The sequence below is a fragment of the Nocardia sp. NPDC056541 genome, assembly GCF_042794235.1.
Lineage (GTDB): Bacteria > Actinomycetota > Actinomycetes > Mycobacteriales > Mycobacteriaceae > Nocardia.
In genome coordinates this window covers 119,830-143,583 of sequence record NZ_JBHTUD010000016.1, presented here as the reverse complement: position 1 = coordinate 143,583, position 23,754 = coordinate 119,830, and the positions used below count along the sequence as shown (strand labels likewise).

The following is a 23,754-nucleotide window of genomic DNA, read 5'->3' as shown; positions in this document are numbered from 1 at the left end:
CGACCGGTATGCGCCATCGGGTGCCGGCCGCCTTGTTCGGTCTCACCACTGCCTCTCCACGACTTCGGTGGCAGACCTGGGGTCCGCCCCGATCAGCATGCCTGGGCGGTCTGGTCGGGGTCACCGCCGGCGGCTAACTCTTTCTCACCCGCGCCGGTCATGCGGGCTACGAGCGCGGAACGCAGGCGCCAGATACCGTCCGGCTGCGTCGGGTCGAGCCCGGTGATCTCGGCGATCTTGTTCAGTCGGTAGTCGACAGTGTTGGGGTGTACGTGCAGCGCACGCGCGGTGCGCAGACGAGTGGAGTGGGTCGCGAGGTGCGCTGTCAACGTCTCCAGCAGGACTGGATGGTCCTCGAGCGGGTCCAGTAGCGCGGCCAGATGCCTTCCTGCTGTGCCCGGCCGGGACAGCTGATACTCCAGCGACAGGTCGTCGAAGCGCTCGAGCCCGACTCGGCGCAGGCGGCGCATGATGTCGAGCACCGCGTGCGCGCGCTCGACCCCTTCGGAGATGCCGCCTGCCCCTGCCACCACGAACGCGGCGCGAACCTGCGTCTGCGCCGCGCCGGCGATCTGCTCGACGAACCGTTCGGCGGCGCCGGGATCGAAATGGTCTTGCGGAATCAGCAGGGTAGCTGTGTCGGTGCCCATCTGCATCAGCGCGTTGTCATCGCAGTGGTGCAGCACCTCGGCCCTGATTCGCCGAATTGTCCGGTGCGCGAGGATATGGCGATCCGGGCGCGGCTCGTCCGCTCCATGGCGTGGCACGAACCCGACCGCGAAGACGAAATAGCTCTCGGCCAACCGGACCCCGCAGGCGCGCGCCAGGGCCGGTGTCGCATTCCCGGCGATCAGCGCGGCGGCCACGGTATCCGCTGCGTCACTACCCGCCACCTGCCTTTCACGCAGGTACGCCTGTGAAATCGCCATGGCGAGCTCGCGGGAGAGGTGGCCGAACATGCGCGCTGTTTCGATCAGTGCCACGTGATCCTCGTCGACCCTCGCGCGTGCGGTGAGATGGTCGAACACCGCCTGCGTGCCTACCCGCACGGCCCTGTGCATCGCGTCGATCGTGACGCCCTCGCGTGCCCATTCCATGACGTCGGCGCGCACCTCGGCCAGCGGTTCGGCAGTGTCGCCGCCGGTCAACATTCTGGCGGTGAGCTCGAGGCACGCGTTCACCAGTGCGGCGACATCGCGACGTAGGGCCGCCATGGGCACTCGGGCGGGTAGTTCACTGCCGACGATGAACAGACTCATGATCTTGCCCGAAATCGTTGACGCTGCGGGGAGCCGGTCGAGAATCGGCCGACCTACCGTCATCGCGGTCCGGGCCGACAGGATGCTGTCGGGCATGCGCACATTTCCTACTTTCCGCTGTTTGCGCTTTATCGTGCGGCCTCACCACCCCGCGTTCCAATGGTGCTTCGCACCCAGATGAAACCATCGTTGTGCACTATGCACCACCAGGCATGCGCCGGACGCTTCACCCGTACACCCAAACAGGGTACGGAAGCAGGATTCGCGGCTACGGCCGACACGGTTCCGCCCGGCGAATGCACGGTCTCCGTGCTTGCCAAATGTCGAGTACGGACCTTCTCAGCTGTAGGAATGCTGCCCGTGCCCGCAATGACGGCGAGTGAGCCGACCCGGTGCGGAGCGCAATGGTCCCAGGATTCACCGTCGGCAGACATCCGCTACGCCGGTCGAATTCGAGTGAACGCATGTGTACTATTTTGCCGTGAACAGCTCGGGCGCACAGCCGCTACAGGGTTCGACCAGCCACGCTACTCCGCCAGGTTTGCTCCGATGACCACAGTCACGATCACCGTGCTCGCGATCGTCGCCGCCGGTGAAGCCGTCGGCATACTCATCCTGTCGATCTTGCTGGTCCGGAGTCGGCGCAAGCGCCGGGCACCGCGTCGGTCGACGACGGGGCAGCGGTTGGTGGTGAGCGGTCGCGAAGCGGTACGGACTGCCTGGCAGGCCGCTGATCTGGTGCGTGCCAAAGGTTTTCGTGCCGCCGTGCTCACCTCCATCGAAGACCTCGCGGGCTGGGCACGGGTCGAACGTCCCGACCTGGCCAGACTGGCGCCCGACGGCAACGTCGTCATCATGTTCTCCGACATCGAGCAATCGACCGCTCTCAACGAACAGCTGGGCGACCGTGCGTGGGTCAAGCTGCTCGACCGCCACCACCGCCTGGTGGATCGCTGCGTGCACAACCACGGCGGCCATGTGGTCAAGAACCAGGGCGACGGGTACATGATCGCCTTCGCCGCTGCCGACCGGGCGGTCCGATGCGGCCTGGCCATCCAGGCGGCACTGCGCAAGGACGCCGAAGCATCCCGGGGCGAGGCGGATTTCCGGGTCCGGATCGGTATCCACATGGGAAGTTCCGTCCGCCGGGGTGACGATTTGTTCGGACGCAACGTCGCCATGGCCGCGCGGGTCACCGCGCAGGCCGAGGGTGGCGAAGTCCTCCTCAGCGAGCCGGTGCTGGAGGCGATCGGAAGCAGTACCGATCTCACGATCGGAACCGGACGGGAAGCGACCCTCAAGGGCCTGCGGGGCACGCACCGCCTCACTCCGGTCTGCGCGCGGCGGTAATCAACTGGGCCGGGGAGTGTTCTGCCGCCAGTACAACGCGTCCAATGCGACCGCGACATGCACGCCGTTCTCCGCCAGTGGACGTGGCAGCAACTCGTCCGCGCGGGCGATCCTGCGCAAAATCGTGTTCCGGTGGGTGAACAGGCGCGCCGCAGCGCGCGTGGCATTGCATTGCTCGTTGATGTAGACGAGGACCGATTCGCGTAGTTCGCTGTCGGCGTGTTCCAGATCGCCGAGGGTGTACTTGATGAATCGGTCGGCCTGAGCGCCGTTTTCGGTGATCAGCGAGGTCAGTTGCACCTCGCCGAAGGTGACCAGGCGTCGGGTGCTGTGCGGGCGGGCGAGGATTCGGTGCGCGGCCTGCGCGTCGAGGTGACTGGTCCGGAACCCGGCGAGGTCTCGGCCGGTGGAGCCGATGGCGATCCGCACGCCGGGGATATGGTCCAGCGCTTCGGTCAGTGCCACGGTGTCGGGAGGGGTGGGGCCGGGCACCCACACCCACAGGGTGGCCGCGCTGGCGAGCACGCTCAACGCCGTGGCCGCCCCGGCGGCCTGTGTGAGGGCCCTGGTCACCCGATGCGGTTCGTCGAGTTCGGCACCGGGAATGTCACTCCAGGCGATGGCCGCGGTGTGGGTGGCGTCGAGCCGGTAGCCGAGGCGGGTCGACGCACGCTCGATGTTGGTCGGCTCCCCCTCGAGAATGAGCGAAATGACTTCGCGGCGTTCGGCATACGAGCCGCGGGCGAGTTCGTCGCGCTCCTGACCGATGACCTCGGTGATCGCCTCGATGGTGCCGTCCACGAATGCGGCGATCGAGGCGGCGGTGACCTCCAAGACCTCCTGCAGCTCGAACGGGTCCGGCGTGAGAATGAAGATGATGGTCATCCACCGTCGCCAGACGACATTTTGCCCGACGCGATAGGCCTGCAAAGCGGCCTCGTTCATGCCACGCCGGACCAGGTCGCGAACGGTGGCGATCTGGTCCGCACCGAGGTTGATCGGCACCGGCATTCCCGGATCGGCCACGTTGGCCGAGGCCCAGTGCAGCAGGTTGCCACGGTTGACGCGCCGGACCGCCTCGGCCAGCAGCGGATCCCCCGCGACAGCGCGCAGGCTGGTTGTCAGGAGAGTGGCGTCATAGAGTTCGTCGAGCCATTCCTCCGGCGCGTTCAGCGCGATCTCGGCACCTTGGCGGATTACTTCTCGCGCGCGGTCGGACAGGCGTCGATCGAACAGACCATCACCGGAGTGCACCGTGTCATTATGCAACCTCCGATCCGAATTCATCTGCGCCGAACTGCCCGTCGCCGACCCGCGTACTTCGTCAACGACACCCGCGACCAGGCCGCGGCGTTCGTCCGCGAACAGCTCAGCCGGTAGCCGCGAAACTGAGAGGTGTCGCCGGACGGTCGCTGGCATAGTGATTTCGCATGGGACGGACGTTCGAGGATTTGATCGCCGAGGCGGCATCGGCGCCGGTGGAGGGATGGGATTTCTCCTGGCTCGACGGGCGGGCCAGTGAGGCGCGACCTTCGTGGGGTTATCAGCGGCTGATGAGTGATCGGCTGAAGACCGCTTCCGCTGCTCTGGATATTCAGACCGGTGGTGGCGAGGTTCTGGCCGAGGCGCAGGTGTTCCCGCAGACCATGGTCGCCACCGAGTCGTGGCCGCCGAACGTCGCCAAGGCGACCGCGTTGCTGCATCCTCGCGGCGTCGTTGTCGTCGCCGCGCCCGACGAGCCGCCGTTGCCGTTCGCCGACGCGGCGTTCGATCTGGTCACCAGCCGACATCCGGCGACGATCTGGTGGGCGGAGATCGCGCGCGTTCTGCGTTCGGGGGGAACGTATTTCGCACAGCACGTCGGACCGGCGAGTGTGTTCGAGCTGGTGGAGTATTTCCTCGGTCCGCAACCGGAAGCCCGTCGAGGGCGCCATCCCGACGACGAGGCCGCCGCCGCGCGGGCCGCCGGACTGACGATCACCGACCAGCGGACCGAGCGGCTACGCATCGAGTTCCACGACATCGGTGCCGTCGTGTACTTCCTGCGCAAGGTGATCTGGATGGTGCCCGGGTTCACCGTCGAGGCCTACCTCGACCAACTGCGTCGGCTCCACGATCGAATCCGGCAGGAGGGGCCGTTCGTGGCGTACTCCACCCGCACTCTCACCGAAGCCACCAAATCGTGACTCACGGGTGGTGTCAGGCGCCGGCCGCGTAGCCCTCGTTGCCCATCGCCTGGGCGGCGAGGCTCTTGCGGTACTGCTCCAGCGCCACCAGGTCGCCGAACAGCGTCATGTAGGTGTCGGGCTCCTCGCTGGCCGACAGCCGCTGCAGCCTCGACTTGAGCTCGGCGATCTGGCGGCCCACCCAGGCTTCCTGGACTCGCGCGAGGATGCCCGTGATGAAGCGGGGGGTGTCGTTCTGGGTGCGCACCGGGAGCTGCTCGTTGGCCAGTTCGGAGACCAGAGCGCGGATCATCAGATCGTCGGTATGGTCGGCGACGGCGGCGACCCATTCCGCACCGCTGAGCCCGGCAGCCGTGCCGCCGGCCTGGGCGATCATGATGCGCACGGCCACATAGGCGGGGTGGGTGAAGGCGGCGGCGTCGATGGCGTCGAAGGACACGCCCGCGATGCCCGGGTATTGCAGTGCGGCGCTGAGGGTTTGGCGCTGCGCGTACAGCACCGGGTCGTTCGGTGCGGGCCGCACCGAGGAGCTCTCCTCGACGCGAGGCGCGGGGATCGCCGCAGCGCCGGACTTCAGATCGGGCGTGGTGCCGCCCATCCGGTTCTTCTTCGCCTCTTCACCGACCCGGCGCACGACGAGCTGGATGTCGTCCCAGCCCACCCAACCGGCCAGCTTGGTGGCATACCCCTTGCGGGTGGCGTTGTCCTTGATCTGGGCCACCACGGGCACCGTACGCCGCAGCGCCTCGACCCGACCCTCGACATCGTCGAGATTGTGTTCGGCCAGCAGTCCGCGAATCACGAACTCGTACAGCGGGGTCCGCCGCGCCACCAGATCACGCACGGCGCTGTCGCCGGAGTGCTGACGCAACTCGCACGGATCCTGCCCGTCGGGCGCCACCGCGATGTAGGTCTGTCCTGCCAGCCGCTGATCACCGCTGAACGCCTTCAGCGCCGCGGCCTGCCCGGCCGCGTCACCGTCGAAGGTGTAGATGATCTCGCCGCGCCAGAAGTTGTCGTCCATCAGCAGCCTGCGCAGTACCTGCAGGTGTTCTTCGCCGAACGCGGTGCCGCACGACGCCACCGCGGTTTTCACCCCGGCCAGATGCATGGCCATGACGTCGGTGTAGCCCTCGACGACCACGGCTTGATGGCCCTTGGAGATGTCGCGCTTGGCGTGGTCGAGACCGAACAGCACCTGAGACTTCTTGTACAGCAACGTTTCCGGCGTGTTCACGTACTTGCCGGGCATGGTGTCGTCGTCGAACAGCTTGCGCGCGCCGAAACCGATCACCTCGCCGCCGAGATTGCGGATCGGCCACAGCAGGCGACGATGGAACCGGTCGATCGGACCGCGCTTGCCCTGCTTGGACAGTCCGGCAGCTTCCAGTTCCTTGAACTCGAAACCCAAGCGCTGCAGGTGCTTGGTCAGCCCGTCCCAGCCCGCGGGGGCGTAACCGCAGCCGAACTGCGCCCAGGATGCCTTGTCGAAGTTGCGGTCGGTCAGATACTTGCGCGCGGCCTCGGCCTCGGGTTCGTGCAGCAGGCCCATGTAGTACTCGTGCGCGGCGGCATTGGCGGCGACCAGGCGCGAGCGGGTGCCGCGGTCGCGCTGCACCGAGGTGCCGCCACCCTCGTAGTTGATCTGGTAGCCGATGCGATCGGCCATCTGCTCGACGGCCTCGACGAAACCGATGTGTTCCATCTGCTGCAGGAACTTGTAGACATCGCCGCCCTCACCACAGCCGAAGCAGTGGAACAGCCCGTGGTTGGGGCGCACATGGAACGACGGCGACTTCTCGTCGTGGAACGGGCACAGACCTTTGATCGAGTCGGCGCCCGCGCGCTTGAGCGCCACGTACTCGCCGACTACATCTTCGATCCGGACACGTTCACGGATCGCCGCGATATCGCGATCTGGGATTCGTCCGGCCACGATGAGCGAGTCTAGTCGGGTCTGCTCAGCGGCAGTCCAGCGAGGCGGCGACGCGTTCGAAGCGGCTCTCGGTGTAGGACGCGATCTGGTCGATCACCACGCGCACGCGGGCGGCCTCGGTGGTGGCGGCGTTGAACCAGGGCAGCATCTGATCGTCGAGGTGGGCGGGCGCGGTGGTGAGCAGGCGATCGGCGACGGCTTGTACGCGGTCGCGCTGGGTCTGCTGGCGGGCGAGGTGGCCGGGGTCGGAGCGCACGTAGCGCAGGGCGACGGTCTTGAGGACGGCCACCTCGGCGGCCACGATCGGCGGCACGATCAGGTCGGCCTCGTAGCGGCTGAGCGGGCCTTCGCCGTAGCGCTCGTGGGTGGCCGAGATCGCGGCGGTGGCGAAGCGGCCGACCAGTTCGCTGGTGAGCCGTTTCAGGGCCACCGAGGCGCCGAAGCTGCCGTCGTAGTTCGCGGCATCGGCCACGATGTCGAGCTCGGAGAGCCGCTGCGCGGCGGCGGCGAGTGCCTCGATCGATTGATCGGGATGCTGGCCGTGGCCCTGCTCGGCCAGCGCCGCCTGTTCGGCCGGGTCGGCGAGGGCGCGCAGGTCGATGCGGCCGACGATCACGCCGTCCTCCACGTCGTGCACCGAGTAGGCGACGTCGTCGGACCAGTCCATGATCTGGCATTCCAGGCTTTGTTTGCGGTCGGGCGCGTCTTTGCGCACCCAGGCCAGGCGCTCGAGGTCGTCGTCGTAGGCGCCGAACTTGGTGCCGGAACCACTTCTGCCCCACGGGTATTTGAGGGTCGCGTCCAGGGCCGCCCGAGTGAGGTTGAGCCCGAAGCTCTCTGCGTCGGCGTCGAGGACCTTGGGTTCTAGGCGGGTCAGGATGCGCAGGTTCTGCGCGTTGCCTTCGAAACCGCCGTAGCGGTCGGCGAATTCGTCGAGCGCGCGTTCACCGTTGTGACCGTAGGGCGGGTGGCCGATGTCGTGGGCCAGGCCGGCCAGGTCGACGAGGTCGGGGTCGGCGCCGACACCGTCGGCGATACTGCGCCCGATCTGGGCCACTTCGAGCGAGTGGGTCAGCCGGGTGCGCGGGGTGTCGCCCTCGCGCGGGCCCATGACCTGGGTCTTGTCGGCGAGGCGACGCAGCGCGGCGGAGTGCAGCACGCGGGCACGATCGCGGGAGAACTCACTGCGATGCCCCTTGCCCGCGGCGCCGGGCCACGCGGTCTTCCCGGGCTCGTGGACCATGCGTTCCTGGTCGTGCGGGGTATAGGTCCCGGTCATCTCACTGTCCCGCCTCGTAAGGAAAATCTGCCGAGAAATGAGTGAGCTGGTACCAGAGCAGCGCGCCGGTTTCGCGGGCGATGCCGTGGAATTGCGACTCCCTCGTGTAGACGGCGGGCCCGGTACGGGTGGGTGCGGTCCACGCTTCCAGGCCTGCGTCGCGAGCCATCGTCCTGGTTCGCAGTGAATGCCACGGATCGCTCACGAGTACGGCCGATGACATATCGCGCTCCCCCATCGCCGACGCCACCGCCTCGATGCTGCGCAGTGTGTCGGAACCGGTTTCGACGGCCACGATGTTCTCGCTGGGGACGCCCTTGTCCTCCAGATACCGTTTGCCCGAGGCGGCTTCGGTATACAGGTCGCCCTCCTGTTTGCCGCCGACAGTGATCACGGTGGGCGCCACCCCGGCCTCGTAGAGTCGCCACGCCTGATACAGCCGCGCCTCGAAAACCGACGACGGCGTTCCCGAATACTGGGCCGCGCCGAGCACCACGATCGCGTTCGCGGGGGTGTAGTCGTCGATCCGCGCGACCTGCCAGACCCGGACCGCTGTCCCGGCGACCAGCACCAACCCCATCAGCACCGCGCCGGCGATCAACCGGACGAACCACACCGAGACCGTCGACACCAGCCCACGCGGATGCCTGACATCCGGGGCGGGCGTGGCCGTTCGCGAGAAACCCGATTTCACCTTCGTCAGTCTGCCAGGTCGCTCCGACGCCCCGCGGGGTCAGCGGTCACCACCGGATTCCGTTCCGGTGAACGGCCGACCGCCGAGCCCGCGGACACCCAGGGGATCGTCGCGGCGATGTCGACGAACGAGCGGATCAGCGGGCTGTGTGCCGCGCTGGTCCAGGCCAGCACGAGGCTGCTCGGCGGCTTGTCGGCGAGCGGGACCACCACGAGACCCTCCGGGACCGGGTGGCCCAGCGGCGTGAGGCCGACGGTGCCGTTCCACAGGACGGTTTGCTGACATTCGTGGACGGTGCGCACCACCGGGCCGGTGTCCGGATCGGTCGGGTGCGACCAGTAACTCCGCCAGATCGGATCGGTGTCGGCGGGCAGCTGGAACCACTGTCGATCGGCCAGTTCGCGCAGGTGCAGACTCGCGCGATCGGCCAGGGGATCGTCGACGCGAAGGACGACACCCACCGGGTCGGTGCGCAAAACCTGTGTGGTGATGCCGGTTTCGTCGAAGGGCGTGCGGGTGAGGGCGATGTCGACGCGTCCGGCGCGCAACCCGGCCGTCGGGTCGGCGAAGTCGCCTTCTCTGATGTGCACCTGGACGTCGGGATGCGCGGCCCGGTACGCCGCGGCCAGTCGGCTCCCTGCCGCTTCGGCGAAGGTGCCGATCGTGACGGCGGACGCCCCGGCGGCGACCGCGACCCTGGTGCGCACTCGATCGGCCTGGGCCAGCAGCGCGAGGGCCTCGTCGTAGAGGGCGGACCCGGCAGGCGTGAGAGTCACGCCCGTCGGTGAACGACGTAGGAGTTCGTAGCCGAGATCGTCTTCGAGCTGTTTGATCGCCCTGCTCAGGGGCGGCTGGGTCATGTACAGCCGGGCGGCAGCGCGACCGAAGTGGAGTTCCTCGGCCACCGCCGTGAAGTATCGCAGCAGACGGAGGTCCATGAGCTGCGACGATACCCGCTCAGTATCGGGTCCGCAGAGATCGGTCTTGGACGCGACCGGCCTCGCGATGATCAGGTGGAAGTCATGAGCGTCATGGTCCTGATCGGACGAATCCTGTTCTCCGCGTTGTTCATCGGCGCGGCTATCGGCCATCTGAGCGCGGCGAACGACACCGCGCGCTACGCCGCGAGCCGTGGGGTGCCGTCGCCGTTGTTCGCGGTGTACGCCTCGGGTGCCGCCGTGCTCGTCGCGGGAACGAGCGTGCTGCTCGGCGCCTGGGGCGATCTCGGATCGCTTGTCCTGGTGGCGTTCCTGGTGCCGACGGCCTTCCTGATGCATACCTTCTGGAAGGAGACCGACGCCGAGACCAAGCAACACGAGATGGTCCACTTCAACAAGGATCTCGCCCTGGCCGGTGCGGCACTGGTGTTCTTCGCGGTCTTCGCCTACACCGCCGACCTGGGGCTCACCCTCACCGCACCAGCCTTCACGCTGCGCTGACCGGACCGGAGATCACCAACCCCGCGCCCGCCATTCGGGCAGATTCGCGCGGTCGGCGCCGAGGGTGGTGTCGTCGCCGTGACCCGGGTAGACGACGGTGTCGTCGGGGTAGCGGTCGAAGAGTTTGGTGCTGACGTCGGTGAGGAGGGTGTCGAAGTCGGCGGGACTGTGAGTTTTCCCCACTCCACCTGGGAAGAGGGAGTCGCCGGTGAAGAGGTGGGTGTGGCCCGCGTTGTCGGTGAGGGCGAGGGCGACCGAGCCGGGGGTGTGGCCGCGCAGGTGGATGACGTGGAGGACGAGGTCGCCCACTTCGATGGTGTCGCCGTCTTCGAGCAGGCGGTCGGGGCGGACCGGGAGGTGGTCGGCGTCGAGGGTGTGGGCGGCGGTGGGGACGTCGAGGGACTTGGTGACCTCGGTCAGGGCCTGCCAGTGATCGGGGTGGCGGTGGGTGGTGACGAGCAGTTCGATCTGGCCGGGTGTCTCGAGCACGGTCAGATCGATGATGCGCTCGGCATCGTTGGCGGCGTCGATCAGCACGGCGGCGCCGGTGGTGGTGCTCTGGATCAGGTAGGTGTTGTTGTCCATCGGACCGACGGACATCTTCACGATGCGGGTGCCGGGAGCGTCGCGCTGCTGGGCGTCCCCGCCCGCGGTGACGTGACCTGTGTACTGGCGAGCGACTGTGACCATGCACCCGATCGTAGAAGCCACGCGCCGCGCTGTCGTGCCGGTGTCGGTGTCGACCGTTAGATTCGACACATGCCGCTGTCGAGTTCGGCCCCACGATCGGTTTCCGCACTCTGCGCGGTGTTCGCCGTGTTGAGTCTGCTGTGCGCGCCGAGCGCGGTCGGCGAACCGCCCGCGCGCATGGGTCCGCAGGTGGTCGATACCGCGAATGTGCTCAGTGCGGGCGACGAAGCACGCGTGCTCGACGCGGTCGACGCCCTCTACCGCGATCACCAGGTGAAGCTGTGGGTGAACTATGTGCGCACCTTCGGGTCGATGGCGCCCCGCGACTGGGCTGCCCGCACGTCCGACCTCTCCGGTTTCAGCGATCATGATCTGCTGCTGGCGGTGGCCGTCGACGACCGCGGCTACTGGCTCGACGGCACCCTTCCCGAGAGTGTGAGCGACTCCGAACTGGACTCGCTGCTCGCGGGCTCGGTGGAACCTGATCTGCGCGACCAGAAGTGGGCACAGGCCGCGGTCGACACCGCCGAGGGAATCGGTTCGGCGATGCGGGGCGGCGGGGTGCCGTGGGGTGTGCTGATCCTCATCGGGCTGGCCGTGATCGTGGTGGCCGGCGGTTTGATGTTGTTCTCGCGCAAGCGTCGAGGTGACCGGGATCGTGCCGAGCTGACCACCGCGCGCGAGGTGGATCCGACCGATTCCGCGGCGCTGGCGCGATTGTCGCTGCCGACCTTGCACGCGCTCTCCCGCGAGCGACTGGTCGAGATCGACGATGCCGTGCGGACCAGCGCCGAGGAATTGACCTTGGCCACCAGCGAATTCGGTGACACCGCGGTGACGCCGTTCCGCTCCGCGCTCGATGCCGCCCGCGCCGCCACCGCGAAGGCGTTCACGATTCGTCAGCAACTCGACGACGCGATTCCGGAGACGCCGGACCAGCAGCGCGCCATGCTCATCGAGCTGATCGCCACGGCGGGCACGGCCGATCGCGAACTCGACTCGCAGGTCGCCGATTTCGACGCCATGCGCGATCTGCTCATCGACGCGCCCGCTCGACTGGACACGCTCACCCGCGACATCGTCGAGCTGACCGCGCGCATGCCGGGCTCCGAAGCCGAACTCACCCGCTTGGGCTCGACCTATCCACCCTCGGTCATCGCGCCGATCCACGACAACGTGCGGATGGCGCAGGAGCGAATCACCTTCGCCGAGAACAACATCGACTCCGCTCGAACCGATCTCACCCAGCCCGTCGGGCAGCAGGGTGGTGCGGTCGCGGCGATCCGCGCGGCCGAAGGCGCGATCGGGCAGGCAAGGACGCTGCTCGATGCCGTAGACCAGGCCGCGACGAATATCCAGCAAGCGCGCGACGGTCTTGCGGCCGCCCTCGACGAACTGCGCGCCGACCTGAGCTCGGCCAAGAGCCTCACCGAGTTCGGCGGCGCCGACCTGGCCACCGCGGTCTCGTCCGCCACCGCAGCCCTGAATGCCCCGAACGCCGACAGCGATCCCCTCGGTACCTTCCACACCGCGGTCACCGCTGATGCCGAACTGGACCGTGCGATCGCGGCGGCCTCGGATCGCAAACTGGCCGTGGAGGATCTGCGACGCCGGCTCGATCGCACCCTCACCGACGCATCCGCCCGCATCGATGCGGCGTCGTCGTTCATCACCACCCGGCGTGGCGGCGTCGATGCGGAGGCCCGCACCCGGCTCTCCGAGGCGCAACGTCACCTCGCCGAGGCACACGGGCTCGCGGGCAGTGACCCCGAACGCGCACTCATCAGCGCACAGACCGCCGCCGACCTCGGCGGCCGGGCCATGCAGCAGGCGCAGGCCAGCGTGCAGGCGTGGGAGACGCGTCAGCCGATGTCGGGCGGCGGCTCACAGACCGGCGCGGTGCTGGGCGGAATCCTGCTCAACGAGCTGCTGCGGGGCGCGATGAGTGGCGGTTCGCGACGCGGAGGCGGCGGCTATGGCGGAGGCGGCGGCTACCGTCCGGGCTCGTACGGCGGCTCGTCGGGATCGCGTCGAGTCAGCCGGGGCGGCAGATTCTGATCCCGGCCAGCGCGAGGGTCGACCGCGCCGGGCGCAGTGCCGGACGCGCCTGATCGCGGCGCGGCGAGGTCGACAGGTTCGCCCTTGACTCTCTCACCGTGTGAGGCCGTACACCGGAAGGCGTCATGTTCAGTATCGGAGATTTCGCCAGGCACGGTCAGGTGTCGGTGCGCATGCTGCGCCACTACGACGCGGTGGGTTTGTTGGCGCCCGCCAGAGTCGACGCGGCCACCGGGTACCGCTTCTATACGGCGGCGCAGCTGGCCCGGCTCAATCGGCTCATCGCCTTGAAAGAGCTCGGGTTCACGCTGGAACAGGTGGGCAGAATGCTCGAGCCGGGGCCCGACGCGGCAGAACTGCGCGGCATGCTCACCTTGCGCCGAGCCGAGTTGGAACAGCGGATCGCGGCCGACCGTTCGCGGTTGACCGAAGTCGAAGCGAGACTCCGAATCATCGAAAAGGAGGGCGTCATGCCCGATCAGGATGTGGTGATCAAGTCGGTGCCCGCAGTCAGAGTGGCCGAATCGTCCAGCTGGGCTTCGGGATTCGAACCCCAGGCGATCAGCCCGGTGATCGGGCCGCTGTTCCGCGAACTGTCCGACCGGCTGGCCGCGGCCGGGATCACGATCGCCGGTCCCGCGATCGCCTACTACGACGCGCGTGACGACGGGACGGTCGGCGTGCACGCGTGTGTGCCGGTGAATGTGGAACCCGCTGCGGCACCGGACTTCTCGATCGTCGATCTGCCCGCGCTCGAACGCGCCGCGACCACCGTCCATCGCGGGAACGTGAGCGGGATCGGCGCGGCGTGGCAGGCGCTCGGTCGCTGGGTGGAGGACAACGGGCACCGCACCGGCGCGCCCGTCCGCGAAGTCACCCTGGAGTGGACGCCCGATCCCGATGGCTGGGTCACCGAGCTGCAGGAGCCTCTCGCACCGCGCTGAGGCGCGGCCGGCCCGTGCGATCCGCAGGCGAGATCCGTGCACCCAGCCTCCAGCGGTCGTGGCCGCCGGAATTCCCATCGACTGCGCCACTTGCGGCGGGGTGCCGCTCTGCGGAGCCGGGCCGTGCCGTCGGATTCAGGCGGTCGCGGCTTTCTGATCCGCGGATGACCAGGACAATTCCGCGGCGACGGCATCCAGCAGGTGGGCGGCGAGCGGGCCGCCACCCAATCGGCCGATGGTCAGTCGACCGAGATAGGTGTAGACGAGGAAGGTGACCGCCGCGGACGCCCCCGTCGACGGGCGGGGGTGTGCGGAGAGGTAGACGATCTCGTAGTCGTCGAGAATCAGCCCGGCGGGGGCGCGGAACGGGGGCACCGTCCCGGTGTTGGTGAGCGCGATATGCCCTGCGGTGGAGTGGATTCGATCGGGACCGAAGAAGTCGGGGAAGTGCAGAACCGACTGTTCGATCACCCCGTCGGCCAGGTCGTTGTGCAGGCTGGTGCCGATCCGGCGAGCGAGCACGACGAGGTCCGCGGTGTCGGCGGCATCGGTGGCGAACGCGGCCAGGCCGGACAGGTTGGTGCCGGCTTCCGCGGCGACCGCAGGGTCGAGGCGCCTGCGCAGGTCGACCGGATACATACACGAGACGTGGTCCGCGCCCGAGAGATCGCCGTACGCCCGCAACACCGCGGCGGTGACCAACCCGTTGACGCTCACCGCGTGCGCGCGAGCCAGCTCGAGCACCCGTGCGGTCGCGACGGTATCCAGCTGAATCCGCGCGGGCCGGGCCAACGTGGCCGGTGCGGCCTCCGCCCGCTCGATCCCACTCACCGAATCTGTGACGACGAGCGGACGCGCTACCGTCTCGAGTCCCGACCGCCGCCCACGCCGGATCCCCCGCTGCGCCAGCAGCACCTCGAGCGACGCCGGATACCCCCGCGTCGCACCGGCCGTGGTCTCCGACTCGGCGACCACGGTTGCCGTGTCCGCGATCTTCCCGGTCTCCACATAGTCGGTGTAGAAGCCCCACAGCCGCGCGAACAGTTCGACACAATGCCCCGCGTCGGCCACGCTGTGGTGCACGAACAACGTGACCCGAGCCCGATCCTCTTCGGCGAGAACCACATCCAGATAGGCCAATTGGGCCCCGGGATCCATGGACTCGGCCGGAATCCGCACCTCGTCGGGATCGCCGAAACTCACCCACGCGCCGACGGCCTCGATATCCCCCGGACGCAACAGGATTCCGTTCTCGTCGGCATCCTCGACGATCCGGCACACCAGAATCGGAAACCGCCGCTGCAATGCCGCGAAGGCCGCGCCGAGCCCGGCCGCGTCCAGTTCCCCGAGCACCGTGACCGACCGTCCGGTGAAGGTCGCGTGCCGCACGAATCGTTGTTCCGACGGGTCGAGCGCCCGCACCACGTCTTCCGGTTCCCACAGCACAACGAAGATCGTGAGGCAAGCGCCCACCCAACGCAAACCGTCAGCTACGCAGTGTGATCAACCGCCCAGTGCGCGGAGGTGAAAGAGCCCGCACCGAGCTAGCGGTGCGGGCTCCGTCGACCTGACGGATCAGGCGCCGATCAGTCGTGCTGCCAGGTAGGACTCGACCTTGTCCAGGGCGATGCGCTCCTGGGCCATCGAGTCGCGCTCGCGGATCGTCACCGCGTGGTCGTCGATGGTGTCGAAGTCGACCGTGATGCAGAACGGGGTACCGATCTCGTCCTGACGACGGTAACGACGGCCGATGGCACCCGCGTCGTCGAAGTCGACGTTCCAGTTGCGGCGCAGCTGGGCGGCGAGGTCCTTGGCCTTCGGGGTCAGGTCGGCGTTGCGCGAGAGCGGCAGCACCGCGGCCTTGACCGGCGCGAGGCGAGGATCCAGACGCAGGCTGATCCGCTCTTCGGTCGTGCCCTTCGCGGTGGGCACCTGGTCGACGGTGTAGGCGTCGACCAGGAAGGCCATCAGCGAACGGGTCAGACCGGCGGCCGGCTCGATGACGTACGGCGTGTAGCGCTCACCGCTGGCCTGATCGCGGTAGCTCAGGTCGACGTTCGAGTGCTCCGAGTGCGTCTTGAGGTCGTAGTCGGTGCGGTTGGCGATGCCCTCGAGCTCGCCCCATTCGCTGCCCTGGAAGCGGAAGCGGTACTCGATGTCGGTGGTGCCGGCCGAGTAGTGCGACAGCTTTTCCTTGGGGTGCTCGAACAGGCGCAGGTTCTCCGGGTCGATGCCGAGGTCGGTGTACCAGGACAGACGGGTGTCGATCCAGTACTTGTGCCACTCCACGTCCTCGCCCGGCTTGACGAAGAACTCCATCTCCATCTGCTCGAACTCACGCGTGCGGAAGATGAAGTTGCCCGGCGTGATCTCGTTGCGGAAGCTCTTGCCGATCTGGGCGATGCCGAACGGCGGCTTCTTGCGCGCGGTCTCCTGGACGTTCTTGAAGTTGACGAAGATGCCCTGCGCCGTCTCGGGACGCAGATAGTGCATGCCCTCTTCGTCGTCGACCGGGCCGAGGAAGGTCTTGAGCAGGCCGGAGAAGTTACGCGGCTCGGTCCACTTGCCGGGCTGGCCGGTGTCGGGATCGTTGATGTCGGCCAGGCCGTTGGCGGGTGGGTGGCCGTGCTTGGCCTCGTAGGCCTCGATGAGATGGTCGGCGCGGTAACGCTTGTGCGTGTGCAGCGACTCGACCAGCGGATCGGAGAAGGTGGCCACGTGGCCCGAGGCCTCCCAGACCTGGCGCGGCAGGATCACCGAGGAGTCGAGGCCGACGACGTCGTCGCGGCTGGTGACCATGGTCCGCCACCACTGCCGCTTGATGTTGTCCTTCAGTTCGACGCCGAGCGGACCGTAGTCCCACGCCGACTTGGTGCCTCCGTAGATCTCACCGCACGGGTAGACCAGACCCCGGCGCTTGGCGAGGTTGGCAACGGTGTCCACCTTCGACTTGGGTGCCACGCGAGATTTCTCCATCCACTGCGAGTCGGAATTGTTCGGCATGCCGTACCGGTGTTCGATGCGGCCTACCGTACGTAAGTGGGTCCAGCGTATCGGGACGCGTCCAGTGGGTTTGCAGCAGCCGAGGTGTCCGCGCGGCGCGTCATTTGACATGCGCAATTGTGCATATCAAAATGGAATCTGTTTCCATTAAGGAGTTGGTTGATGACCACCGAGGCCGCGCCCGCGCACCCGCACAACCCGTACCACTCCCCCGCCCCCGCCGCCGTGCCGTCGCGCACGGTCCTGGAGGACGCGGGCGAGCTGCTGCGGGCACTGGCCGCGCCGGTACGCATCGCCATCGTGCTGCAGTTGCGTGAGTCGCCGCGCTGCGTGCACGAGCTGGTCGACGCACTCGGCGTCACCCAGCCGCTGGTCAGCCAGCATCTGCGCATTCTCAAATCGGCGGGCGTGGTGCACGGCGAACGCTCGGGCCGCGAGGTGCTCTACGAACTCGTCGACGACCATCTGGCGCATATCGTGGTCGATGCCGTCGCCCATGCCGAGGAAGGGTAATCCGTTGGCAGACAACACCTCCGCGAAGCAGGTCGGGGTCCGCAGCACCCGTCAGCGCAGTGCCATCTCGGCCCTGCTCGACAATATCGACGAGTTCCGCTCGGCGCAGGAATTGCACGACGAGCTGCGCAAACGTGGCGAGGGCATCGGCCTGACCACCGTCTACCGGACTCTCCAGTCCCTGGCCGACGCGGGCATGGTCGACGTGCTGCGCACCGACACCGGCGAATCCGTCTACCGCCAGTGCTCGAGCGGCCACCATCACCACCTGGTGTGCCGCCAGTGCGGGCGCACCGTCGAGGTCGAGGGCCCGACGGTCGAGGCATGGGCCGAGACCATCGCGAGCGAACACGGCTTCACCGAGGTGAGCCACACACTCGAGATCTTCGGCACCTGCCGCGAGTGCGTGCACAGCCGAACCGATGCGGCGAGAGACGAACCCGCATCTGTGTGACTCACATCACATGATGGAACCTTCGCTTCGCGAGCCCCGTCCAACCTTCACGAAGGGACCGGCCCGCACGGGCGCGCAGTCCTCTCGGCAGCGAAGGAGGGGGCATCGTGAGCGGGACCCTGGGCGTCGAGCCCGATCAGTTGACGACGATGGCGACGACCTGGCGTCGGGAGGCGGCCGAAGTCGACGCGCTGAGCTGGACGGCCGCGAGCGAGGCGACCGGCGACGGCAATGACGTGCTCGCCGCCGTACGCGGGCTGTCCGACCCGGCTTCGCAGGCCATGGACTCGATCGCGACCCGGTACACGACGCTGGCCGACCTCGTCGACAAGTTCTCCGCCGATATCCAGGCAAGAGACGCCGAGACCGCGGGCGAAATCGGAAAGCTCGGTACCCGCTGATGCGGCCGACCATCCCCCAACTCGACACCTGGAATCTCGAGGGCCTGCACCGCGCCGGGGAAGCCGCCCGCGCCAACGCCGACATCCTCTCGACCTCCGTCAACGACTGCTCGCGCGCGATCTCGGCCGCGGGTAGCTGGTACGGACAGACCAAAGACGCGGCCTCGCGGCGCATCGATGAGGAAGTCGATCACGGCTACGAGGTGCGCACCGTGCTGCTCCGTGTGGCCGACGACGCCGAAGACGCCTACCAGGGCCTGAAACACGCCAAAACCTATGTGCTGGAACAGAAGAACCTCGCCGTCGGGCAAGGTTTCGTGGTCGCGCCCGACGGCCGGGTGACCTACTCCGATCCGGAAGAGGAGGGCGCCGCAGGAGTTTTCCAGCTCAACCTGCTCAGCGGGTTGGACGAGCTCGAACGCCTCGACAACCTGTTCGGCGCCAGGCTGCGGGAATCGATGGGCGACCTCGGGGCGATGCGCGACGGGCAGCCCGACATCACCCTCGCCGACGGTTCGATGCGTGATCCGGACGCGGTCGCGATCGAGCTGGCGTCGATGTCGCCGGACGATCGGGCGACCTTCCTGGCCGGGTTGAGTCCCGAAGCGCAACGTCAGCTGGTGATCGCGGCGCCGGAGAAGCTGGGCAATCTGAACGGCGTGCCGTTCGTGATGCGAATCGAGGCCAACGAGATCAATGTCCGCAACGCGCTGACGTCGGAGAAGGCCAAGCCGAATCGAGACGAATCGCGGGTGAGGCAGCTGGAAGCGATGCTCGCGCCCATCCCGAATCCCGAAGGTGCGGGCACGCTCGACACCACCGCCGCCGCGACCGGCGAAACAGCGACACCGCAGCTGGGCATGGTCGACCGCAAGTTCGTCATGTTCAGCACCGAGGGCAACGGGCGGATGATCGAGATGGTCGGCGAGATGAAGTCGGGCGCGCCCGGTGTGGGGGTGTATGTGCCCGGCACCAGTACGAATCTCAACGGCTCCGGGTCGAATCACGTGGCCGCATGGAATCTCGCCGATCAAACGGGCAGCCCGATTTTCCTGTACATGGAGGGCGACTTCCCGCAGAGTCTGACCAGCCTTTCCGACGGGGCGCCGAGCCCGAAATTCGCCGCGGACATGGCGCCTCGGCTTGTCGACTTCGGCCGCGAAATCGACCGGGAAGTCGGTGCGACCGCGCCGGGGACGCCGGTTTCCTATGTGGGACATTCCTACGGCGGTTCGATCGTCGGCTCGGCCGAGCAGTTGGGTCTGCGCGCTGACCGCATCCTGCACGCTTCTTCGGCGGGCACCGGCGTTTTCGACACGGGCTGGAACAACCCGAACCCGAGTGTCCAGCGGTATTCGATGACGGCACCCGGCGACCTGATCGGGGTGGTGCAGTCCTATCCCGAAGGCGGACTCAGCATTCCGGGCGCATTCACGATTCCCGGAAACCCCCACGCGTCCGCCGAATTGGGCGGTGACCCCGACGAGGTACCCGGCGTAACACGACTCGATACCGGCTTCTACAGCGACACCTCCCGAAACCACCCCACCGAGGTCGTCTTCGGTACCGACGGGCACGGGAAGTACTGGGACGATCCGAGATCGACAGCGTTTCAGAACATCGTCGGCGTTATCGAAGGATCGACCGCGACCGCGTATGTCGAACGAGGAATCGAAACACCGTACGTCGACATCGGTTTGGGAGACAACGGCGACGGCGGCAAGGAGGGGTTCGACGCAGCGAAGGCAGCTGCTGCCGCTCGCCTCGCGGCAGCCCTCGGCAATCCCGACCTCGACCCGTACGCCGACCCCCGCATCACCGACAATGCCGAGCCCGGCCGAACGATCGACATCAAATGACGAAAACGACGATCGTGGCCTGCATCCTGATGATCACTGCGGGCGTCACGGGATGCAGAGGTTTCATCCACGAAGGTCCGACCAACCAGCGGATCAAAGACACCACGGGGCTGACCGTCGCCGAGGCAGGCGCGATTGTCGAGCGCAATTTCGAGCTCATCTGGCCGCAGAAGGGCTCCGTCGAGATCGCGAATCTGACCTTGCCGGGCACGGGCTGCCGAACGAACCCGAACTCTCTGATGTCCGAGGGTCCGCCGTGGCGGCCCCGGTACACGATGGAGGAAGTGAACCCGCCCCAGGAGTTCATCGACCGAGCGATGGCGAATCTCGAAGCGATGACCACACGCGGCTTCACCCTCGTACCGAGCCAGCGGCCCGACAACGACCCGGTGAACCGGCTCTACCGCGACTCGACCGGCTACACCGTCGCATCGTTCCGGGACACCTCCGTTGGGCCGAGGAACGAGGTGCGGTTCTCGATGACCGCGTCCTCACCCTGCGCGGCGGAGTAGGCGTGACCTTTCGCGATGCGTATCAGCGTGACTACGATCTTCGGAGCGGGGACGTCATGAACGGGCACCGGTTCTGTGGGAGGGACGAAGACATGGCAGTTCGAGGTGCGGCGGCGAGGGTGTTCGGCGTTGTCGCGGTGGCGGGGTTGGCTGTCGTGGGGTGCGGTGATGGGGAGCAGGGAACGGCTACTCCGCAGACGAGCGGTGTGAGTGTGGCGGCGAGTCCTACTTCGGTGGATGCCGAGGCGAAGGTGTGGGATCCGTGTTCGTTGCCGGATTCGGCTGTCGGCGCGGTTGGGATGAACGTGGGAAGCAAGAAGAAAGATGTCGCGGGAGTGGACTTCACTGGATGGAAGGTCTGCAACTGGACGGACTCGGCTAAGAAGTACACCTTCTCCGTGATGTCGTCTGCGCACACGCTTGCCGAGTCCAGGCAGCGAACCAGCGAATACACCGGATGGGCCGACCTCCAGGTCGGATCCCGCAATGCGCTCGAGTTCCGACCGATCGGCTCCGCGAACGACGTCGCTTGCTACGTCAGTGTCGAAGTGCCTGCCGGATCGGTCGATTTCAAGGTGCAGAACCGCGTCAGCGCTGAAGGGGCCAGCGAACCTTGCGGCGAGGCCCGGCGACTGAGCACCGCACTGGTTCAGTACTTGCCCACAAGCTGAGGGGACAGCTGATGGTGCTCGGCATAGATCCGACTCAATGGAGCCGACTACTCGGTCAGGCAGAGGCCGGTCAACTGTCACTGGATCCCGAGACAGGCAAAGACCTCGATCGCGTGTGCGACGACCATTTGGACCGGCTCGAGGAGGTCTACGAGATGGTCGAAAGTGTGCGACGAGTCGGCGGGTTCGGCTCGTTCGACTCGAGCAAGATCCTCGAGAACAAGTTCTCGCTCACCGCAGCCGGAGGTGATCGTGCGTTGGATACAGTGATCAGGCAGCACATCGAAACGGTCAAGACAGCCAAAGAGGTTGTGGCCAAAGCGATTGCGAACTTCGTTGCCCAGGACGAAGCGACCGGTGCCGAGATCTCCGCGACAGGAGAACACCTGTGACCTACGAGGACTACAAGAGCAAGGTGATCGCAGCTCAGGAGCAGTGGAATACCGAGCGGGCCAAGATCTACGACCGCCAGCTCGCCGGCAACTACGCCACGATCTTCGGCGGTGACATCCAACCCCCGCACATCACCACCCCTGACAACTACGACAGCATGACGCTAGAGCAGATGCAGGCGGCGGTCGCGGCGATGAAACCACAGCTGGTCGATGACGCGGTCACCGCGTGGGCGAATATCGGTGGCGCGCTGATGGGCACCTTCACCGGGTTCAACCAGCAGTTCGCCCGCACCGTCACCGGCGCGGGCGGCCACGGCGGATGGACGGGCGCGGCAGCTTCCGCCGCCGTCGCGGCTGTGAACAACTATGCACAGCAATCGATTCCACTCTCTCAGGCCGCGACCGCGATCAGCCTCAAACTGACCGAGATGCGCACCGGGATCGAGCAGACCCAAGCGTTGATGCCCGGCCTCACCGAGCGCACCAACGTCACCGGCAAGTCGTTGCCCGCCGACGGTGTGATGAAGGTCGACGATCACAACCGCGACGAAGCCACCCAGGAGGGCAGGCGGATCTTGCGCTCCGTGTACAGCCAGGTCGCCGGCCAAACCGACAACGGCGTTCCCTTCTTGCCGACCGCGCCGACCATCGCCGACGACGGTGGACCGGGCAGCAACAGCGAGACGAATGCCGTGGACAGTCAAGGTGATTCGACCGCAGCTGGCAACGAAACCGAAGACCCGGCAGCGGGAACGAACGGCGACAGCGCGACACCCGAGGGTGCCGCTACCGAACCGCCCTCCACCACAACCTCTTCGACAGACGCGGGCTCGACCACACCCCAGAGCGCCACCACCACACCGCAATCCACCACCCCCACCACAACAGCTCCGAACACCACCGCGCCGACCAACGCTGGTGCAACTACGCCAGGCGTCGGCACACCCGGTGTCGGCGCCCCGGGCACCGGCGCTCCCGGCTCCGGCAGACCCACCGGCAGCGGGCCCGGTGGATCTGGCACCCCACGCGGCAGCGGCACCCCGACCAGCGCCACTCCCGGCCGAAGCACCCCCGGCACCCCGTCCCCCGCTGCCGCGGCAGCAACCGGAACCCGCGCGGGAACCACCTCCGCCACCGGTCGCGGCGCAGCGGGCGTGGGCGGCATGGGCGCGCCGGGCACACGTCGCGGCACCTCCGACGACGAACGAACCAAGGACATCCCCGACTACCTGATCACCCAGGAGAACGGTGACCTCCTGCTCGGCGCGGACCAGATCAGGACCGTGCCCCCGGCGATCGGCGGAGACGACGACAGTGCACCGCGCTGAATTCACCGGCATCGAATTCGAGATCCTGTGGTCCGGCTACGGCCGTGACCGCCTCCCCTATCCGCTCCAATATCGCACCGACATCGCCGAATTCGACGAGCTGAAGCAGCACCGGGAGGCCGCGGTGGACGCCCTCCTCCGCAAATACGACCCGGCGGTGGAACGCGCCCTCGCCGTCCTGCTCGACCCCGATGCCAGGGTCGAATCCAAAGGCTATGTGGGACAGGACAACGCGAACATCATCCGCTTCCACGGCGCGATCCGCGGCGCGGTCGGCGCCACCCTGCAACAGGCGCCGGGCGCCGCGGAGGACACCGGCGCCGACGTCACCCTCACCTACTGCACCCCCAGCCAGGTGGCAGCACTGACGGTCGCTGCTCTCCCCCGCACGAAGCCGGGTAAGAAGGCGCCGGTCGAGGTCCGCCGAGACCAGCTGTCCGTCGAAGAAGACCACTTCGAATACCGCGCGGGCCGCCTCAGCTCGGCCGACCAACTCAACCGCATGTTCCACCGCCCCCGCCGAGCCTTCGGCGAGATCTCGGCCCTGTCCGGCCCCGCCCTCGACTCGCGCCCCACCCCCGCCCGCACCTTCTGGTGGATGGACTACCCCGACGGCCGCTACTACGTGAAAACCGGCGACCCCATCGTCGCCGAACCCCTCCCCACCGACCGCATGATCGCCGGCATCTACCGCATGCTCACCCGAGCCCAGCGCTACCACCAAGAATTCGGCACCGACGACTACCGCACCGGCTAGTCGTTCGCCCAATGCAGCGATTACGC

23 protein-coding genes are annotated in these 23,754 nt (G+C 67.4%); 14 read left to right on the top strand and 9 right to left on the bottom strand.

Features of this window, described 5'->3' with window-relative positions; translation table 11 throughout:
- Positions 1-92 precede the first annotated feature (92 nt).
- The gene (locus ACFQ9R_RS26205) at positions 93-1,355 is read right to left on the bottom strand and encodes a PucR family transcriptional regulator (RefSeq protein ID WP_378993926.1); all 1,263 of its coding nucleotides are present in this window, start codon (positions 1,353-1,355) and stop codon (positions 93-95) included.
- Between the two features lie 453 nt (positions 1,356-1,808).
- Here ACFQ9R_RS26205 and ACFQ9R_RS26200 point away from each other — a divergent pair, with 453 nt between their 5' ends.
- On the top strand, positions 1,809-2,609 hold the full coding sequence (locus ACFQ9R_RS26200; protein ID WP_378993924.1) for an adenylate/guanylate cyclase domain-containing protein: 801 nt from the start codon (positions 1,809-1,811) through the stop codon (positions 2,607-2,609).
- On the opposite strand, the gene ACFQ9R_RS26195 is transcribed toward ACFQ9R_RS26200, so the two are convergent.
- Positions 2,610-3,863 carry a PucR family transcriptional regulator gene (locus ACFQ9R_RS26195; protein WP_378993922.1) on the bottom strand — a complete coding sequence of 418 codons (1,254 nt, stop codon included), beginning with the start codon at positions 3,861-3,863 and terminating at the stop codon, positions 2,610-2,612.
- Positions 3,864-4,039: 176 nt separating this feature from the next.
- On the opposite strand from ACFQ9R_RS26195, the gene ACFQ9R_RS26190 reads away from it, so the two are divergent.
- The gene (locus tag ACFQ9R_RS26190) at positions 4,040-4,795 is read left to right on the top strand and encodes a class I SAM-dependent methyltransferase (RefSeq protein WP_378993920.1); all 756 of its coding nucleotides are present in this window, start codon (positions 4,040-4,042) and stop codon (positions 4,793-4,795) included.
- 13 nt (positions 4,796-4,808) lie between these two features.
- Here ACFQ9R_RS26190 and dnaG read toward each other — a convergent pair whose 3' ends face one another.
- The 4 genes from dnaG to ACFQ9R_RS26170 all read right to left on the bottom strand — a co-directional run bounded on the left by dnaG (position 4,809) and on the right by ACFQ9R_RS26170 (position 9,642).
- Positions 4,809-6,731: a DNA primase gene (dnaG, locus tag ACFQ9R_RS26185; protein WP_378637593.1), complete on the bottom strand. Its 1,923-nt coding sequence runs from the start codon at positions 6,729-6,731 to the stop codon at positions 4,809-4,811.
- A 25-nt stretch (positions 6,732-6,756) separates the two neighbouring features.
- Entirely contained in the window at positions 6,757-8,010 is a 1,254-nt protein-coding gene (locus tag ACFQ9R_RS26180) for a deoxyguanosinetriphosphate triphosphohydrolase (protein ID WP_378993918.1), read from the bottom strand.
- Between the two features lies 1 nt (position 8,011).
- The gene (locus ACFQ9R_RS26175; protein ID WP_378637756.1) at positions 8,012-8,590 is read right to left on the bottom strand and encodes a YdcF family protein; all 579 of its coding nucleotides are present in this window, start codon (positions 8,588-8,590) and stop codon (positions 8,012-8,014) included.
- A 119-nt stretch (positions 8,591-8,709) separates the two neighbouring features.
- Positions 8,710-9,642, bottom strand: coding sequence for a LysR family transcriptional regulator (locus ACFQ9R_RS26170; RefSeq protein ID WP_378993916.1), 933 nt, complete (start codon positions 9,640-9,642; stop codon positions 8,710-8,712).
- 84 nt (positions 9,643-9,726) lie between these two features.
- On the opposite strand from ACFQ9R_RS26170, the gene ACFQ9R_RS26165 reads away from it, so the two are divergent.
- A complete protein-coding gene (locus ACFQ9R_RS26165) occupies positions 9,727-10,143 on the top strand; it encodes a DoxX family protein (RefSeq protein WP_378993914.1) in 417 nt (138 codons plus the stop codon).
- A 12-nt stretch (positions 10,144-10,155) separates the two neighbouring features.
- Here the strand turns inward: ACFQ9R_RS26165 and ACFQ9R_RS26160 are convergent, their stop codons facing one another.
- Positions 10,156-10,833: an MBL fold metallo-hydrolase gene (locus ACFQ9R_RS26160; protein WP_378993912.1), complete on the bottom strand. Its 678-nt coding sequence runs from the start codon at positions 10,831-10,833 to the stop codon at positions 10,156-10,158.
- Between the two features lie 69 nt (positions 10,834-10,902).
- Between ACFQ9R_RS26160 and ACFQ9R_RS26155 the strand changes: the two genes are divergently transcribed.
- On the top strand, positions 10,903-12,891 hold the full coding sequence (locus tag ACFQ9R_RS26155) for a TPM domain-containing protein (protein WP_378993910.1): 1,989 nt from the start codon (positions 10,903-10,905) through the stop codon (positions 12,889-12,891).
- Positions 12,892-13,016: 125 nt separating this feature from the next.
- Positions 13,017-13,835: a MerR family transcriptional regulator gene (locus ACFQ9R_RS26150; RefSeq protein WP_378993908.1), complete on the top strand. Its 819-nt coding sequence runs from the start codon at positions 13,017-13,019 to the stop codon at positions 13,833-13,835.
- A gap of 135 nt (positions 13,836-13,970) precedes the next feature.
- Here the strand turns inward: ACFQ9R_RS26150 and ACFQ9R_RS26145 are convergent, their stop codons facing one another.
- Both ACFQ9R_RS26145 and ACFQ9R_RS26140 read right to left on the bottom strand, forming a co-directional pair.
- Complete coding sequence (locus ACFQ9R_RS26145; protein ID WP_378993906.1) at positions 13,971-15,281, bottom strand: acyltransferase; 1,311 nt, start codon at positions 15,279-15,281, stop codon at positions 13,971-13,973.
- Between the two features lie 129 nt (positions 15,282-15,410).
- Complete coding sequence (locus tag ACFQ9R_RS26140) at positions 15,411-16,811, bottom strand: glycine--tRNA ligase (RefSeq protein ID WP_378637754.1); 1,401 nt, start codon at positions 16,809-16,811, stop codon at positions 15,411-15,413.
- A 189-nt stretch (positions 16,812-17,000) separates the two neighbouring features.
- Between ACFQ9R_RS26140 and ACFQ9R_RS26135 the strand changes: the two genes are divergently transcribed.
- The 9 genes from ACFQ9R_RS26135 to ACFQ9R_RS26095 all read left to right on the top strand — a co-directional run bounded on the left by ACFQ9R_RS26135 (position 17,001) and on the right by ACFQ9R_RS26095 (position 23,728).
- Entirely contained in the window at positions 17,001-17,351 is a 351-nt protein-coding gene (locus ACFQ9R_RS26135) for a helix-turn-helix transcriptional regulator (RefSeq protein ID WP_067456316.1), read from the top strand.
- Between the two features lie 4 nt (positions 17,352-17,355).
- Positions 17,356-17,805, top strand: coding sequence for a Fur family transcriptional regulator (locus ACFQ9R_RS26130; protein WP_378993904.1), 450 nt, complete (start codon positions 17,356-17,358; stop codon positions 17,803-17,805).
- Positions 17,806-17,912: 107 nt separating this feature from the next.
- Positions 17,913-18,206, top strand: a complete 294-nt coding sequence (locus ACFQ9R_RS26125; RefSeq protein ID WP_378993902.1) for a hypothetical protein — start codon at positions 17,913-17,915, stop codon at positions 18,204-18,206.
- Positions 18,206-20,065, top strand: coding sequence for a hypothetical protein (locus tag ACFQ9R_RS26120; RefSeq protein WP_378993900.1), 1,860 nt, complete (start codon positions 18,206-18,208; stop codon positions 20,063-20,065). The genes ACFQ9R_RS26125 and ACFQ9R_RS26120 overlap by 1 nt, the downstream gene beginning before the upstream one ends.
- Entirely contained in the window at positions 20,062-20,577 is a 516-nt protein-coding gene (locus tag ACFQ9R_RS26115; protein WP_378993898.1) for a hypothetical protein, read from the top strand. The genes ACFQ9R_RS26120 and ACFQ9R_RS26115 overlap by 4 nt, the downstream gene beginning before the upstream one ends.
- A gap of 2 nt (positions 20,578-20,579) precedes the next feature.
- Positions 20,580-21,248: a DUF3558 domain-containing protein gene (locus tag ACFQ9R_RS26110; RefSeq protein WP_378993896.1), complete on the top strand. Its 669-nt coding sequence runs from the start codon at positions 20,580-20,582 to the stop codon at positions 21,246-21,248.
- 11 nt (positions 21,249-21,259) lie between these two features.
- Positions 21,260-21,640, top strand: coding sequence for a hypothetical protein (locus ACFQ9R_RS26105; protein WP_378993894.1), 381 nt, complete (start codon positions 21,260-21,262; stop codon positions 21,638-21,640).
- On the top strand, positions 21,637-22,971 hold the full coding sequence (locus ACFQ9R_RS26100; protein WP_378993892.1) for a hypothetical protein: 1,335 nt from the start codon (positions 21,637-21,639) through the stop codon (positions 22,969-22,971). Before ACFQ9R_RS26105 ends, ACFQ9R_RS26100 begins: the two co-directional genes overlap by 4 nt.
- Positions 22,958-23,728, top strand: coding sequence for an ESX secretion-associated protein EspG (locus ACFQ9R_RS26095; protein ID WP_378993890.1), 771 nt, complete (start codon positions 22,958-22,960; stop codon positions 23,726-23,728). The genes ACFQ9R_RS26100 and ACFQ9R_RS26095 overlap by 14 nt, the downstream gene beginning before the upstream one ends.
- The last annotated feature ends 26 nt before the right edge of the window (positions 23,729-23,754 follow it).